The organism is Marinovum sp. J2-8 (genome assembly GCF_055808435.1).
The window spans coordinates 1-15,475 of sequence record NZ_JBVVRZ010000016.1; the positions used below are offsets into that span (position 1 = coordinate 1).

General features: G+C 59.4%; 17 protein-coding genes and 2 pseudogenes. 7 read left to right on the forward strand and 12 right to left on the reverse strand.

Annotated features, from left to right (window positions below; all coding sequences use genetic code 11):
- The 3 genes and pseudogenes from AC0L4F_RS23255 to arfB all read left to right on the forward strand — a co-directional run.
- A partial coding sequence (locus AC0L4F_RS23255) for an esterase-like activity of phytase family protein (protein ID WP_244691870.1) occupies nt 1–564 on the forward strand: 564 nt, incomplete at its 5' end.
- A gap of 111 nt (nt 565–675) precedes the next feature.
- Nucleotides 676–1,326: a queuosine precursor transporter gene (locus tag AC0L4F_RS23260; RefSeq protein WP_244691872.1), complete on the forward strand. Its 651-nt coding sequence runs from the start codon at nt 676–678 to the stop codon at nt 1,324–1,326.
- A 407-nt stretch (nt 1,327–1,733) separates the two neighbouring features.
- Nucleotides 1,734–2,154, forward strand: a pseudogene (gene arfB / locus AC0L4F_RS23265) (alternative ribosome rescue aminoacyl-tRNA hydrolase ArfB).
- 10 nt (nt 2,155–2,164) lie between these two features.
- Here arfB and pncB read toward each other — a convergent pair.
- Together pncB and pncA are read right to left on the reverse strand one after the other, a co-directional pair.
- Nucleotides 2,165–3,457, reverse strand: a complete 1,293-nt coding sequence (gene pncB / locus AC0L4F_RS23270) for a nicotinate phosphoribosyltransferase (RefSeq protein ID WP_244691874.1) — start codon at nt 3,455–3,457, stop codon at nt 2,165–2,167.
- A 27-nt stretch (nt 3,458–3,484) separates the two neighbouring features.
- Complete coding sequence (gene pncA, locus AC0L4F_RS23275) at nt 3,485–4,078, reverse strand: bifunctional nicotinamidase/pyrazinamidase (RefSeq protein WP_244691876.1); 594 nt, start codon at nt 4,076–4,078, stop codon at nt 3,485–3,487.
- Between the two features lie 112 nt (nt 4,079–4,190).
- On the opposite strand from pncA, the gene AC0L4F_RS23280 reads away from it, so the two are divergent.
- The gene (locus AC0L4F_RS23280; RefSeq protein ID WP_244691878.1) at nt 4,191–5,408 is read left to right on the forward strand and encodes an Hsp70 family protein; all 1,218 of its coding nucleotides are present in this window, start codon (nt 4,191–4,193) and stop codon (nt 5,406–5,408) included.
- Between the two features lie 48 nt (nt 5,409–5,456).
- Nucleotides 5,457–6,371 carry an oxygen-dependent tRNA uridine(34) hydroxylase TrhO gene (gene trhO, locus AC0L4F_RS23285; protein WP_244691944.1) on the forward strand — a complete coding sequence of 305 codons (915 nt, stop codon included), beginning with the start codon at nt 5,457–5,459 and terminating at the stop codon, nt 6,369–6,371.
- On the opposite strand, the gene AC0L4F_RS23290 is transcribed toward trhO, so the two are convergent.
- The 10 genes and pseudogenes from AC0L4F_RS23290 to AC0L4F_RS23335 form a co-directional block, all read right to left on the reverse strand.
- A complete protein-coding gene (locus tag AC0L4F_RS23290) occupies nt 6,368–6,790 on the reverse strand; it encodes a DUF302 domain-containing protein (protein WP_244691880.1) in 423 nt (140 codons plus the stop codon). The two genes, trhO and AC0L4F_RS23290, sit on opposite strands and share 4 nt — an antisense overlap.
- Nucleotides 6,787–7,782 (reverse strand): c-type cytochrome, encoded by a 996-nt coding sequence (locus AC0L4F_RS23295; protein WP_244691883.1) that lies wholly within the window; start codon nt 7,780–7,782, stop codon nt 6,787–6,789. The genes AC0L4F_RS23290 and AC0L4F_RS23295 overlap by 4 nt, the downstream gene beginning before the upstream one ends.
- The gene (gene soxC / locus AC0L4F_RS23300; RefSeq protein WP_244691885.1) at nt 7,766–9,037 is read right to left on the reverse strand and encodes a sulfite dehydrogenase; all 1,272 of its coding nucleotides are present in this window, start codon (nt 9,035–9,037) and stop codon (nt 7,766–7,768) included. The genes AC0L4F_RS23295 and soxC overlap by 17 nt, the downstream gene beginning before the upstream one ends.
- A gap of 59 nt (nt 9,038–9,096) precedes the next feature.
- Nucleotides 9,097–10,794 (reverse strand): thiosulfohydrolase SoxB, encoded by a 1,698-nt coding sequence (soxB, locus tag AC0L4F_RS23305; RefSeq protein WP_244691887.1) that lies wholly within the window; start codon nt 10,792–10,794, stop codon nt 9,097–9,099.
- Nucleotides 10,795–10,890: 96 nt separating this feature from the next.
- Nucleotides 10,891–11,739 carry a sulfur oxidation c-type cytochrome SoxA gene (soxA, locus tag AC0L4F_RS23310; RefSeq protein ID WP_244691889.1) on the reverse strand — a complete coding sequence of 283 codons (849 nt, stop codon included), beginning with the start codon at nt 11,737–11,739 and terminating at the stop codon, nt 10,891–10,893.
- Between the two features lie 87 nt (nt 11,740–11,826).
- Complete coding sequence (gene soxZ, locus AC0L4F_RS23315; protein WP_244691891.1) at nt 11,827–12,156, reverse strand: thiosulfate oxidation carrier complex protein SoxZ; 330 nt, start codon at nt 12,154–12,156, stop codon at nt 11,827–11,829.
- 20 nt (nt 12,157–12,176) lie between these two features.
- Nucleotides 12,177–12,593 (reverse strand): thiosulfate oxidation carrier protein SoxY, encoded by a 417-nt coding sequence (gene soxY, locus AC0L4F_RS23320; RefSeq protein WP_244691893.1) that lies wholly within the window; start codon nt 12,591–12,593, stop codon nt 12,177–12,179.
- A gap of 47 nt (nt 12,594–12,640) precedes the next feature.
- Entirely contained in the window at nt 12,641–13,120 is a 480-nt protein-coding gene (gene soxX / locus AC0L4F_RS23325) for a sulfur oxidation c-type cytochrome SoxX (RefSeq protein ID WP_244691896.1), read from the reverse strand.
- A gap of 117 nt (nt 13,121–13,237) precedes the next feature.
- Nucleotides 13,238–13,816, reverse strand: a complete 579-nt coding sequence (locus AC0L4F_RS23330) for a thioredoxin family protein (RefSeq protein ID WP_244691898.1) — start codon at nt 13,814–13,816, stop codon at nt 13,238–13,240.
- Between the two features lie 21 nt (nt 13,817–13,837).
- Nucleotides 13,838–14,577, reverse strand: a pseudogene (locus AC0L4F_RS23335) (cytochrome c biogenesis CcdA family protein).
- A gap of 52 nt (nt 14,578–14,629) precedes the next feature.
- On the opposite strand from AC0L4F_RS23335, the gene AC0L4F_RS23340 reads away from it, so the two are divergent.
- Together AC0L4F_RS23340 and AC0L4F_RS23345 are read left to right on the forward strand one after the other, a co-directional pair.
- Complete coding sequence (locus AC0L4F_RS23340) at nt 14,630–15,025, forward strand: hypothetical protein (protein WP_473447110.1); 396 nt, start codon at nt 14,630–14,632, stop codon at nt 15,023–15,025.
- Between the two features lie 77 nt (nt 15,026–15,102).
- Nucleotides 15,103–15,450: an ArsR/SmtB family transcription factor gene (locus AC0L4F_RS23345; protein ID WP_244691949.1), complete on the forward strand. Its 348-nt coding sequence runs from the start codon at nt 15,103–15,105 to the stop codon at nt 15,448–15,450.
- Nucleotides 15,451–15,475: the final 25 nt, after the last annotated feature.

Consider the following 15,475-nt stretch of genomic DNA (forward strand, 5'->3'; position numbering starts at 1 on the left):
GGGCTTGCGATCCGCGCGGATGGTCGCCGCTTCGTTTCATTCGAAGGATTCCACCGGGTCTGGGCCTATGTGTCGATGGATCGTGCCGCATGGCTGCCACGGCATGAGGATTTCAAATCCCTGCAAAACAATTCTTCGCTGGAGGCGCTGGCGATTGACCGCCGCGGCTGGCTTTACACATTGCCGGAACGTTCGGGCAAGATGACACGGCCCTTCCCGGTCTATCGCTATCGCAATGGCACCTGGGATCAGCCTTTTTCCATTCCCCGCTTTGGCGGTTTTCAACCGGTTGGGGCAGATTTCGGCCCAGACGGCATGCTGTACCTGCTGGAGCGGGAATTTACCGGGTTTGGGTTTCGGTCGCGGGTGCGCCGGTTTGCGGTGACAAAGCGCGACATCGGCCGCGGCGAAATCCTGTTCACCAGCCCGCTTGGCCGCCACGACAACCTGGAGGGCCTGGCGGTCAGCCGTGATGACGCGGGCAAGATCCGCCTGACAATGATATCCGACGACAATTTTCGCGCCTTCCAACGCACCGAGATCGTGGAATATCTGCTGCCCTGAGCCCCGGATTGACAAATCGCTTGCGTGACGGGGCCGGAAACTGTACGTCCCGCCCGTTCCCGGCAAATCGGGGGCCAAGTCGCCGCAACCTTGCAAAAACGGGCATCAAATATGAACCGCACCCATCTTCCTGGCATTATTGCCATGGCCGCGATTGTCGTGGCCTCGAACGTCCTCGTTCAATTTCTGATTCTTGACGGCCTCCTGACCTGGGGGGCGTTTACCTATCCGCTGGCGTTTCTTGTCACTGACGTGATGAACCGCGTCTATGGCGCCGGACCGGCCCGGCGGGTGGTCTTTGCCGGATTTGTCACCGGTGTGATCTGTTCGCTGATCGGCAGCCAGATCATGTTGCAAGGTGACGGATACAGCTATGCTGCCGTGCCGTTGCGCATTGCCGTGGCATCCGGTGTGGCCTTCCTGGTGGCGCAGCTGACCGACATCGCGGTATTCAACCGCTTTCGCAGCGGCCGCTGGTGGCGCGCGCCCCTGATTTCCACGCTGGTGGGATCCGCGCTGGATACCGTTTTGTTTTTCGCCATCGGCTTTTCCGCCGCGATCACCCTGTTTGGCGCAGAGGCCGATTCCGCAATCGCCTGGGCGTGGGAGCCGGTGCCGTTCATGAATGTTGGCGCGGCGGTTCCGCTGTGGGTCACGCTGGCCTTTGCGGATTGGCTGGTAAAACTGACGGTGTCGTTGCTGGCATTGGTGCCATTTCGGGCAATCGTTGCGCGACTTTCGCAAAATCGCGCGATTGTCTGAAAATTTCCTTTTGCGATTTTGATCTTCCGTGCCATGATTCGAGTGTGGAAACAAAATTGAAAGGAGGTGCTTCAGTGTCGAGAGAGGTATTGGAGAAAGGCGTCGGAACAGTTCGAGGGGGCGTCCTCTGAGGCAGCCCTTGGGGGAGAGAATACCCTCGAATTGGTAGGACCTAACCGGCCCCACCTCCTGACAATCTCGAAGAGCCATGCCAAGCGGCATGGCTCTTTTCGTTTGCTGCGCGGATACGGGATTTGAAGCGGGATTTGTAAAAGGGGGCCAGCCCCCTCGGCCTTTGGCCTCACCCCCGGGATATTTTTGGTCAGATGAAAGGTCGATTTCGGCCTTCTTGTCCCAGAGTGCGCTTCTGCGGTAAAGCAGTTGCAGACGTGCTACAGGTGGCCCCAATGACCCTTCGCATCAATGATCACATCGAATTGGCCGATTGGAGATATGAGCGAACAGTTCACCCGGTCGTCGGGCCCTGGCGGCCAGAACGTGAACAAAGTGTCCACGGCGGTGGAATTGCGGTTTGAAGCTGCGCGGTCGCCGAATTTGGCCGATCCGGTCAAGCGGCGGCTGGAGCGGATTGCCGGGCGCAAATGGACGCGGGATGGCGCGCTGGTGATCCAAGTGGAAGACACCCGATCCCAGGCCCGCAACCGCGAGATTGCCCGCGAGCGGCTGGTGCAGATGATCCTGAAGGCGCTGGAACGCCCGAAACGGCGGATCGCAACACGGGTGTCGCAGAACCAGAAACGCAAGCGGGTGGATGCGAAGAAGAAGCGCGGCGAGGTCAAGGCGATGCGGGGGAAGGTGGAGGAGTGAGCCCGCCCAACTACACCACCACCTCGATCCGCTCCTGCTCTCCGACGCCGAACACGCGTTTGTAGCGCGCGATTTCCTCGGCCGGGCCCATTGCCTTTTCCGGGTTATCGGACAGTTTCACCGTGGGTTGGCCGTTGGCCGTGACCGCCTTGCACACCAGCGAGAATGCATCCAGCCCGCCGTCCGGCACCAGCCCGCGAAAGTCATTGGTCAGATTGGTGCCCCAGCCGAAAGACACCCGAACCCGGCCTGCGAATTGCGTCTGAAGCGCCGCAATTAAATCGACATCCAACCCGTCAGAGAAAATCACCAGCTTTTCGCGCGGGTCTTCGCCGCGGGATTGCCACCATTCGATTGCAGCTTCTGCCGCTTTGGCCGGATCGCCGCTGTCGATGCGGATACCGGTCCAACCCGCCAGCCAATCCGGCGCCTTGTCGAGAAATCCTTTGGTACCATAGGTGTCGGGCAGGATCATCCGCAGATTGCCCTCATGCTCTTCGTGCCAATCGGCCAGCACGTCATAAGGGGCGCGAGCCAGCGCGGCGTCGTCGGGCGCCAGCGCCGCATAGACCATCGGCAATTCATGGGCATTGGTGCCGATCGCCTCGAGATCGCGGTTCTTGGCGATCAGGCAATTGGAGGTGCCGACAAATTTCTGGCCCAGCCCCTCGGTCATCGCCTGAACGCACCAATCCTGCCACAAAAACGAATGCCGCCGACGGGTGCCGAAATCTGCGATGCGCAGATTGTCGACGGACCGCAGCTGTTTGACCTTTTCCCAAAGCTTTGTCATCGCCTGGGCATAGAGCACTTGCAGCTCGAACCGGCCCATGTCGTTGAGAACAGCGCGGCCGCGCAACTCCATCAGCACCGCCAGGGCCGGGATTTCCCACAGCATCACCTCTGGCCAGGAGCCTTCGAAGGTCAGTTCATATTGGCCATCGCGTTTTTCCAGATGATAGGGCGGCAGCCGCAGGTTTTCGAACCATTCCATGAAATCCGGGCGGAACATCGACCGTTTGCCGTAGAACATATTGCCGCGCAACCAGGTGCTTTCGCCACGAGTCAGCGACAACGATCGGATATGATCAAGCTGCTCGCGCAATTCGCCTTCGTCGATCAGATCGGCCAGACGGATATGTTTGCTGCGGTTGATCAGGGAAAACGTCACCTGTGTATCGGGTTTGTTGCGAAACACCGATTGGCACATCAGAAGTTTATAGAAATCCGTGTCGATCAGCGACCGCACAATCGGGTCGATCTTCCATTTGTGGTTCCAGACGCGGGTGGCGATATCAACCATGGTTCGGCCTTTCGAAAGAAGGGGGGGTCAGCGCAGGGAAACGCCCGCATCCCGCATGTTTGTTTCGGCCCCGGCCAGCGAACCGTCAAGGTCGATGGCCCGGCAATAATCGCGCAGAACCGTGACGTGAAAGCCAAGTTTGGCTGCATCCACCGCGGAAAACGCGACACAGAAATCCAAGGCCAGCCCAACCATCGTCAGCTCGGAAATATCGCGGTTGCGCAAATATCCCTCAAGCCCGGTGGGGGTGTCATGGTCGTTTTCAAAAAACGCAGAATAGCTGTCGATCGCGGGGCGAAACCCCTTGCGAATGATCAGATCGGCACGGTCGCTGTGCAATCCGGCGTCAAGCTCGGCGCCGATGGTGCCCTGAATGCAATGTTCCGGCCACAGAACCTGGGGCCCATATGGCATGTCGACCACCGAAAACGGGGATTGGCCCGGATGAGAGGTGGCAAAGGACGAATGCCCCGCCGGGTGCCAATCCTGGGTCAGGATCACCGCATCGAAATCCGGCATCAACGCGTTGATCGGGGCGACGATTTTGTCGCCTTCTGCCACCGCAAGCGCCCCGCCGGGACAGAAATCGTTTTGCACGTCAATCACGATAAGAGCACGCATCGGTGGCCTCCTGAAAACCAATGTCATCCACAGCTTAGATTCCGCGGATCGGAATTGCCATGGGGCAGACTTGGCGCTATGACCGCCGCTCGCTGATAAATCGGGGGCGGGAATGGCGCGGCTTGGAATAGATTTCGGAACCTCGAACACCGGGGCGGGCATCATGGCCGATGGGCGGCCTGTTACACTTCCGCTGGAAGATGGCGCCCAGACCCTGCCGACCGCGGTATTTGTCGATTTTGCCGACCAGAAATTCATCTATGGCGAGGCCGCCGCGCGCGCGATGATGGAAGGCCAGGATGGCCGGTTCATGCGCGGATTGAAAAGCATCCTTGGCACGCCGCTGGCACAGGAAAAGCGCCGTTTCCTGAACGAGCGGCTGACATTGATCGAAATCATCGGCCAATTTCTGGCGGAAATCCGCACGCGGTCGGAACAACTGACCGGGCAGAGCTTTGATGTTGCGATGTCCGGCCGACCGGTGATGTTTCATTCCGAATCGCGCGAAAAGGATGCGCAGGCCGAGGTTGATCTGCGCCAAGCCTATCAGCTGGCGGGATTTCGCGATGTCGAATTCCTGCCAGAGCCTGAAGCGGCGGCGCTGGCCGTTGCGGGCGATGGCCGGATGCTGATTGTCGACATTGGCGGCGGGACATCGGATTTTACCTTGTGTGAGCGCAAAGGCGGCGAAACCCAGGTGATTGCCAGCCGGGGTTTGCGGCTTGGCGGCACCGATTTTGACCGCAGTCTCAGCCTGGGGCATGTGATGCCGCTTTTGGGCCATGGCGCAGAGATCGGGGCGGAATTTGGTGACAAGGTTCACAGCGCGCCGCGTGCCCTGTTCAACGATCTGGCCAGTTGGGAAAAGATCGCCTTTGTCTATGATCCGGCGACGCTGCGCGAGGTGAAACGCTGGGTGCGGCTGGCGAAAAAACCGGAATTATTTGAACGGCTTGCCGAGGTGCTGGATATGCATCTGGGCCATGATATCGCCTATGCGGTCGAGGCCGGCAAAATCGCGGCCAACGACAGCGAACGTGGTGACATCCGGCTGGATGTGATCGAACGCGGCCTGCATGTGGATCTGTGGAACCTGCAGATGCAAACAGAACTGGCCGAGGCCGCAAATCGCATTGGGGACATGGCGCTGGCCACCCTGCGCGACGCAGATTGCGCCCCGGATCAGGTGGATATGGTGGTATTCGTCGGCGGTTCCAGCCTGTTGTCGGGCGTGCGTCAGGCGCTGGCCAGCCGCATCCCCGAGGCCCGTCAGGAAACCGCCGAAGTGTTCACCGCCGTGGTGCATGGGCTGGCGATTGCCGCGCAATAGCCGCCAACCCCATTGTCCTTTTGTCATGACAGGATTATGCGAAACCCCATGTTTACCGTTGCCGCGCTTTATCACTTTACCCGTTTTGACGATCCCGCCGCATTGCAGGGGCCGCTGAAAGATCTGTGTCACACACAGGGCGTCACCGGCACCCTGTTGTTGGCGCAAGAGGGGATCAATGGCACCATCGCCGGCACGCGCGATGGCATTGACGCGGTGCTGGGCCATATTCGCGCCCTGCCCGGCTGTGCCGATCTGGTGCATAAGGAAAGCAGCGCCAGCGCGCCGCCCTTTGCCCGGATGAAAGTGCGCTTGAAACGTGAAATCGTGACCATGGGCCAACCTGACGTCGATCCGCGTGCTGGCACGGGCCAATATGTCGATCCGGCGGATTGGAATGCGCTGATCCAAAGCCCCGATGTTGCCGTGATCGACACCCGCAACGATTACGAGGTGGCGATTGGCACATTTGAGGGCGCGGTCGATCCCGAAACCGCCAGTTTCCGGGATTTTCCAGCATGGTGGGAGGCGAACAAGCAGCGTTTCCACAACAAGAAGATCGCGATGTTCTGTACCGGCGGGATACGTTGCGAAAAATCGACCAATTACCTGATGGGTCAGGGGGTCGAGGATGTATTTCACCTGCGCGGTGGTATCCTGAAATACCTGGAAGAGGTGCCCGAAACCGACAGCACATGGCAGGGCGATTGTTTTGTCTTTGATGGTCGGGTTTCCGTGGGCCATGGCCTGCGCGAGGGGCCGCATCTGTTGTGCCATGCCTGCCGTCGCCCGATCCTGCCCGAGGATCGCGACCACGCCGATTACGAACACGGCGTGTCCTGTCACCATTGCATTGATGAAACCAGCGATGCTGACAAGATCCGGTTCCGCGAGCGCCAGAAACAGATCGAACTGGCGCGCAAACGGGGCGAAAAGCATCTCGGCGGGGATTACGGCGTTTAGAACGCCAGCGCCTCTTGCGCAATTGTGTCCAACAGATCCTCGACCGCGTCCATCGGCCCGTCGGGATAGGTGCGATAGCCGATTTCAACGCTGCCGTCGCGGTCGGTGACAAACATCGCATAGGGGCAAAACGCGATCAGATCCGGGTCTTGTTCCATCACCTCGCGCGATACCGTGGCCGAGCAGAACATGAATATTTCTGCCCCATCAAACAGTTTTGCCCCCCCGACATCCGCGCGGGTGCGTTCCAGCATCTCGCCGGTGTGGCTGCGGTGATCAATCACCAACCCCGCACCGATAATCGCACTTTCGACGCTGAACAGCGCGTCCTCGAAACTCCCGTCATAGGGATAGGTCACGGCGTAATCGCTGGCCCATGCCGGGGCTGCGGCCAACGCACAGGCAAAAAGCCATTTCATCTGGTGTCTCCTTGGGCCGAATGTGATTTCAGATAGGCGATTACCGCTTTGCGGTCCTCTGGGTTCGTAATTCCGGCAAACACCATTTTGCTGCCGTTCAGATAGTCTCTGGGCTGGGTCAGGAAAGCATCCAATGCGGTTTCATTCCAGATCAGTCCGCCACCGGCCGCGGTTTTCAACGCTTTGGAATATCGGAACCCATCGACCGCGCCCGCCGCCCGGCCAACGATCCCGGTCAGCATGGGGCCACTGCGGTTTTTCGCACCTTCGCCGATTTCATGGCAGGATTTGCATGTGCTGAACAGCCTTTGACCTTTGGCGATCAGATCGACAGGTGCCGCCGTGGCCACGTCATCCCTGGGGGTCACATCCAGCGCCGTGGCGCGCATGGTGATGGTGACGCTGTCCTTGCATTCCGCCATACAGGGCGCAGCGCGCCACACATCATATTCGCGGGCGGCACGGTCATCGACGACAAAACCATCGGCATTTGGCATCGTGATCCCGGTGAAATTCGTGGCGTTCAGGCTAAATTCCTCATCCACGATGTCATTGGAATAGAGGATATAGGCGGCGACGGCATAGACATCATCCGGCGAAAGCGTCTGGGCCGCGCCATAAGGCATCGAGCGGTGGACATAGTCCCAAAGCGTTGACAGATAAGGCCAATAGCTGCCGACAGTTTTGACCGGGTCTTTGTTGTCAAGGGTGCCCTGCCCGCCCGCCACCTCTGGCCAATTGCCCACCCCTTCGCCGAAATCACCATGACAGGCGGCGCATTTTTCGGCAAAAACGCCCTCGCCTGTCAGGACATCCCCGGAACCGGGCGGCAGGCCCGTGCCATCGGGGCGGACATCCAGATCCCAGGCGGCGATTTCTTCGGCCAAAGCAGGACGGCCAAGCCCCAGGGTATCGGCGCTGGCGCCCCCAGCCGCCAATGCCAGGCCAAGCCAAAGCACCTGCAGCAGGCCAACCTCAGGTGACTTCGACATTTTCGACCTCGCCGCTCGTCGCCACATGCCAGGTCTGGATACCGTTGTTGTGATAGACCGAATTTTCGCCGCGCACCGCACGAAGCTGGTTCTTGGTTGGCTGGACATATCCGGTTTCGTCCATCGCGCGGGATTGCAACAGCATCTCGCCGCCGTCCCATGTCGTATCAAGGTAAAACCGGCATAGCGCCTTGGCCTCGCCGGCGCGGTCCAGTCGCGCGATTTCCCACGTTTTGCCGCCGTCTTTTGACACATCGACCCGGGTGATCCGCCCATGCCCGGACCACGCCATGCCAGTAATGACCAGCGGGCCGGTGCCGTGCTGGATCGGCATTTGCGGCGATGGGGCGGTGATCACCGATTTCGCATCCATCACCCAGGTCCATTTGCGGGCGGTGCCATCGGCCAGCGTATCGGTATATTTGCTGGTTTCCTCGCGGCTTTCGACCGGGGCATTCGTCACCTCGATCCGGCGCAGCCATTTGATCCAGAGGTTGCCCTCCCATCCCGGCACCACAAGCCGCACAGGATAACCATGTTCACGGCGCAGCGCCTCGCCATTGGCCTTGAACGCGACAAGCACATCGTCGAGCGCCTTGGCCAGCGGGATCGACCGCCCGTTCGAGGCCGCATCCGCCCCTTCGACATAGATCCACTTGTCCGACAGATCACCGCTGATCCCGGCCTCGTTCAGCAGCGCGCGCAGGGGCACGCCGGTATATTCCATGTTGTGGATCATGCCGTGGGTATATTGCGCGCCGTTCAACTGGGCCCCGGCCCATTCCATGCCACTGTTCGCAGCGCATTCGCAGAAATAGACGTGATTTTCGCGCGGAAACCGCTCCAGATCCGCATAGGTGAAGACCAACGGCCGCTCGACCAGCCCATGCACCATCAGGCGATAGTCGTCTTTGTGCAGGGTGATCGCGCCGGAATGATGCCGCTCAAAACCACAGCCCTGTGGGGTGATTGTCCCGTCCAGCGCATGAATTGGGGTGAAATTGACCGAAGATTTCGTGTCGGCGGTCAACCAGGGCACATTGCGGCGTCGCACGTCGGCCTCGAATTCGATCGGCAGACCATAAGGCACCTCGTCCACACCGACGCCCAGCCCGCTGGCCCAATCCTGAACCTCTGTAATCAGGGGGTCCGGGGTTTCAGCCCGCATCGGTCCGGCGGCCACCGCCCCGGCGGCGGCAACACCCCCACGCAGAAAGGCGCGGCGCGACGTGCCATTTGGTCGCTTTTCTGACATCTCGACCCTCCTTTCGACCCCTTCGGAGTGAAACTGGCGAGGCGCGCGTTTGGTCGGCCTCAGCCTCCGACCACTTGCACCGATGTGTTTGGCTCCACTGCGACACTGCCCTTGGCGCGAATGTGGTTTTCCACCACATCCCAGATCGGCGGCCCTTCTGTGCCCTCATTGACCGAGGCCCAGCCGGCCACAACGTAATTGCGCGCCGGATCAATCGCTTCTCCGGTTTTCAACAGCGTCATGTCGCTGATCCGCGAGCCTTGTGGTTTGGTGATGTCGATCCGATAGCCCATGCCACCGACCCGCACCATATCGCCGCCCTGTTGATAATAGGGATCGGGGTTGAAGATGTTGTCGCCCACATCCTCTAGCACCACTTTCAGGAATTCCCCGGTCATTTCCGTGCGATAGGCGTTAGGATAGGTCATCGACGTGACGTTCCAGATGTCTTCGCGGGTGATGTCCTGACCGGGCAGGATCGACGGCCCCCAGCGCACACCGGGCGACAGGGCAATCTCTGCCTCGCCCTCGCTCAGCAATGCGTCGCAAATCAGATCATCCCAGGAACCATTGAAATTGCCCCGGCGATACAACAGGCTTTCGGACTGGCCGATCACCTCTTCCAATTGCGATTTGAACGGGGCGCGCTCGGCCTCGATCAATGTCGCGATTTCGGGATCGGGGGTGATGACGTCGGAAAAGATCGGGATCAGCTTATGCCGAAAGCCCAGCATATGGCCATCGCGCACATCAAGATCGACGCGGCTGACGAATTTACCGTTTGACCCGGATGCGACAATGATCGTGTCATTCACCAACACAGGCTCTGGCAGGGCGTCATGGGTATGGCCGGACAGGATCACATCAATGCCGGTCACAACGCCGGCCATCTTCTTGTCCACGTCAAACCCGTTGTGCGACAGGCACACCACAAGCTCGGCGCCCTGGGCGCGCACCTCGTCCACCATCGTCTGCATATGCGCATCGCGAATGCCAAAGCTGTATTCCGGGAACAACCAGCCGGGATTGGCGATCGGCATATAGGGAAAGGCCTGACCAATCACCGCGATTTTGGTGCCGCCACGTTCAAAGAATTTGTACGGCGGAAACAGTTCCGCCGGCTCATCCCATTCGGCGTCAAAAATGTTCTGGCCCAGCGCGGCAAATGGCAGACCTTCGACAATCTCGTGCACGCGCTCAGAACCAAGGGTGAATTCCCAGTGAAACGTCATCGCGTCCGGTTTCAACGCGTTCATCACATTGACCATGTCCTGACCCTGGGTCTGGAAACAGGTGTAAGACCCGTGCCAGGTGTCGCCGCCATCCAGCAACAGGGCATCGGGCCGTGCGGCGCGAATGGAATTGATGACCGTCGCCACCCGGTCCAGCCCGCCAACCCGGCCATAGGCCCCGGCCAGCGCCGAAAAATCGCCCGAAGACAGCGCATAATGTGACGCGCTGCCATCTTCGATGCCATAAGCACGGCGGAAATCTGCGCCGGTCAGATGCGGCACCGCCCCCCGGTTTTCACCAACGCCAATATTGACCGAAGGTTCCCGGAAAAAGATCGGTTTCATCTGGGCGTGAATATCGGTCACATGGATCAGGGACACGTTGCCGAAGGTATCGAATTCCAGCAATTGATCCTGGGTCAGGCGCTGTTGCGCCGCCAACCGCGACCAATTGCCAAAACCCGACGCCCCAAGCATCGCAGAGGCCGCCATCGACACCTGAAGAAAATCACGACGAGAGATCATGCGGGGTTCCCTTTGTCAGCAGAGTCACATGCGCATATGTGAATTCATATTGGGCGTCAAACCCCGCGCCACATCATCCGGCGCGGGGCAAATGGATTACTGACGCACCGCCGGCGTTTCCAGCGAAAGCCCGTTGCCGCGCGACGCGACATAAAGCTCAAGAGCGCGGAATTCGTCCGAACCTTCGGCAAATGTTTCCGCACGGGTATCGCGGATACAGCCCCGGAACCGGTTGTGCTTGGATATCAGTTTGGCCTGTTTCAAACGATAGACCGGGAAACCATTGGTCTGGCCCTGAGACAGGTGATCGGCGCGGATGTAATTGCCATAATTGTCTTCATGGCAATTGGCGCAGCTCAGCTCTAGCTGGCCATAGCGCGTATAATACATCTCTTTGCCCTGCTCCCAGAACGGGGCCGCATCACCGTCGATTGCCACGCTCATCGGCATGCCGCGCGATTGCACACCAATCAGCGCCACCATGGCCTGCATATCGGCGCCGGACCATTTCCATGCATCCGCCTGCATCCGATCGGTACGGCATTCGTTGATCAGATCTTCCATCACAACCAGATTGCCATCCGCATCGACCTTCGGCATCGCCGCGGTCAGACCTTTGAATGTTTCGACATCCCCATGACAAGAGGCACAGCTTTCGCCGGCCGCACCTTCGACGACATCATAGGCGTCAATCGCCTGATCGACGAAAATCATGGCTGGATTGTCGAAATCATCCAGTTGCAGCGCCTGGGTTTCATCGGTGCGGAAGTGCCAGCCCGAAATCACCTCGTCAAAGGCATCCGAAAGATGCTCTGGCGCGGCGGTTTTCGATGTCATCTCCAACTCTTCGTTGATCACCAGCTTGTCGTCATCGGCGCCCCCCGCAATCAGCGGTGTCGCGGCGATCAGCAGTGCAGCTATTGCCGTCATTGCCTTGGTTGTCATCTGTTCCCTCCCTTTGGCTGTTCCGCCCCTGTGTCAGGGGTCAGATGGCGCGCCCGCCCCGGCAAATCCCGGAACGGACTGGGGTGTTTAGCCGACCGAAATCGACTTGGTTTCTTCATAGACCGAGCCGTCGTCGTCGTACCAAGTGAATTTGAATTCACCGGCTTCGGGAACTGTGGCTTCGAATTGAAAATATGGATTGGTCGAAATCGCCGGTTCCATCGCGATGTCGATCACGTTCTGACCGTTGAAATCACAGGTAAACCGATTGATGATCGACCGCGGGATGACATTGCCATCGCCATCCTTGCGCTGACCGGATTCCATGATGTGGCTGATCAGGGTCTTGATTTCGATTGTCTCGCCTGCGCTGGCGGATTTCGGTACTTTGACGCGGGGTTTTACACCGTCTGCCATGATATTGCTCCCTTTGTCTCTTAGCCGCCGCAGCCGCCGATAGTGACCTTGACGGTCTTGGAGGTCCGCACAAAGCTGCCGTCGGCCATTTGCGCCACGGCAATCACATCCTGTGTCCCGGCCAGACGAATGCGGGTTGATGCATTCTGGCTTGCGGCCAGCGGGCCGAATTTGAACACGCCCACCGGGGGGGCCGGGTTGCCCGCGGCATAAATCGAAATCGCCACTGCGCCGGGGGCCGACACGGCGATTGGCACCGTATTGCCGTTTTCCGCGATTTCCGGCGCTGTCAGCTCCAGCCCGCCTTCGCCTGTCTCGGCACCGCCGGTGAATTCGGCAATCAGATCGTCCACCGCCGCAAAGGCACGGAACGGCAGGACGGTCAGAAGCGCAGCACCGGCAGCCAGCGCCAGCGTTTCGCGTCGTGTAAAGTCCATTTTTGCTCTCCTTGATCTCTCAGATGCGGCAATTGGCCGATCTGGCGTCATTCGTCTTGCAGCGTCATCAGAAAGGCGACGACATCTTCGATGTCCTGCGCCGTCAGAAGCGGCGGCAATGGTTCGGTGCCTGCCTTGCCGCTGAACGCGTTACCGGGGCGGATATAGCCGCTGGTTTTGTAGAATGCCGGCATCATCGTGCCGTCGTAGGTCATCTTGGCATTGGCGACGATGCCGCGAATTTCGGCCTCTTCCCAGCGCGAACCAACCCCATCCAGACCCGGCCCGACCTCGCCATGGAAGGGCGCATCGGCCAATTCCGTGACCGCGTGGCAGGAAATGCAATTGCCCTTGGATTTGGTTTTCATGATCAGCGCGCCATTGGCGGCATCACCGGGCGCACCGGACAAAGAGACCGATATTGCGCCATAGTCATCATATTGGACATCACCCGGTGCGATCTCTCCGGCAAAGGCCGCTGGCACTGCCAGTGCGGCAATCGCCAGTGTAATGGTCATAAACCTCATGTTCCCTCCCTGGGTCGCTGCCTTGTCGTCTTTATTTCGGCTGGCTGGACACAGCCTAGTGTAGAAATCTGCCTTCGCACAACGTCAAATCCACAAGGTCACGCTGCACCGCCGACCTCAGTCAGTAGAGCCGTTGTTGCGTTCCTGAATGCGGCGGGCGTGATAGCGTTGGAAATCCTCTTCGTTATCAAGCAGGTATCTCTTTTCTACCACCCATGTAAACATGTCCAGCGTTGTTCCGGCCCCAAAAGCCCCCGGCATGACGGCGACGGCGGCGCGCGGGGCGCTGGTGTCTTCGGGCACCTCTTCCGGCAGGAACATCAGCGTCGGGGTGAACAAAAGCCCCCATTTGCGCGCCATGTTCTTTTCGCTCAGAACCTCGCCGTCGAAATCGGTCACTTCGATATCGCCATGCAGGTTCAATTGCACAACAAAGTAATTGTCTTCGATCATCTTGGTGATGTCGTCGCGCGGGAACACCTCTTCATGCATCTTGGTGCAATAGATACAGCCGCGTTGTTCGAACATCAGCACAAGTCGCTTGCCCTCGGCACCCGCCTCTTCCAGATCTTCGCGCAGATCCTTGAACGTGTCGCGCATCCAATCGGCCTTGTGCAGACCATCATCGCCCAGCTCGGCCGCGGCCACCGGCAGCGCCAGCAGCGCGGCGGTCAAAATCGCTATCAGGTGTTTCATGGCTCCCCTCCCCGGCTCGCCTTAGCCGATTTTCATGAAGACCGGAAAGGTCTCCAACATCCATTGGGCAATGTAGCTAATGGAATTGGTGGCGATCAGCACGCCAAAAACAATCAGCAACACCCCCATCAGCCGTTCCACCAGCGGCAAATGCGGCGGAATCGCGCCATCCAGGCCATGAATGGCCCGATGAACATCGCCGCCACGATAAACGGCAATGTCATGCCCAAACCATATACAAACAACAGCATCGCGCCAGTCCCCGCCGTATCCTGCCCCGCAGCGGTGAACAGGATCGCCGCCAGAACCGGCCCGACACAGGGCGTCCAGCCAAAGGCAAAGGCCAGCCCGATCACATAGGCCCCGACAAGGCTGAGATTGCTGGTTTCCCCGGCATCGGCGCGGAATTGGCGATAGAGAATGCCAATGCGGACCACCCCCAGGAAATGCAGCCCCATCACGATGATGACCGCCGCCGCCAACCAGCGTAGAACATCGAAATAGTCGCGCACCACCTGGCCAAACAGGCTGGCGGTTGCGCCCAGCCCCATGAACACCGTGATCACCCCCAGCGAAAACGCCAGCGCCGCCAGAACGGCGCGCAGCCGCACCGCGCCCGACAATTTCGCGTCCGCGCGGACCTGGTTCATACTGACCCCGGCCAGATAGCTTAGGTAAAATGGCACAATCGGCAGGATACAGGGCGACAAGAAGGACAAAAGCCCAGCCAACATCGCCCCCATGATTGTGACGTCGAACATCACCCACCGCCTTGCTTGTAAAATTCACATATTCAAATTATGTTGTTTGTCAATGTTCGGTCAATTGCAACCCTCTGTGATCTTCGGATTTCTATGCACAATCCTGTCGGCGCTTTGGCTGTCGGCGGGGCCGTTGCGTGCGGACATGTCCCTGGTCATGGTCGAAGAACCGGGGTGCATCTGGTGCGCCCGCTGGAATGCCGACATCGCCCCGATTTATCCCAAAACACCCGAAGGGCGCGCCGCGCCCCTGATGCGGATCGACATTCGCGACAATCCCCCCGAGACAATTGAATTTGCCCGTAGCTTTCAGTTCACACCGACCTTTGTTCTGGTGGTCGACGGACAGGAAAGCGCGCGGATCGAAGGTTATCCCGGCGAAGACTTCTTTTGGGGGTTGCTGGGCCGGATGATCCGGGACGCCACGACAACAGAGACCGCAGGATAATGCACACCACAGATCACCTTGGCGACGCCGACGCGCCCGCGGATATCAACGGGCTTCCGCCCACGGACCCGGCCGATATGACGGCCAATGCCACCCGCGCGGCAAATTTCCTGAAGGCGATTGGCCATGAGGGGCGATTGATGATCTTGTGCCATCTGGCCACCGGCGAAAAATCGGTGACCGAGCTGGAGGCTCTTTTGTCTGCCCGTCAGGCTGCGGTGTCACAACAATTGTCGCGTCTGCGGCTGGAGGGTCTGGTCACGCCGCGCCGTGATGGCAAGGCGATCTATTATTCCCTGAGCGATGATCGCCCGCGCAAGATCATGGAAGTGATCTATGACATGTTTTGCAGCCCCCAGACCACCGGGGACCACGCGCAATCTGATGCCGCCCGGCCCGCCGGGGGGATCGCCCCCGACGCTTGATCACGACGCCCGCCCCCGACGCCTG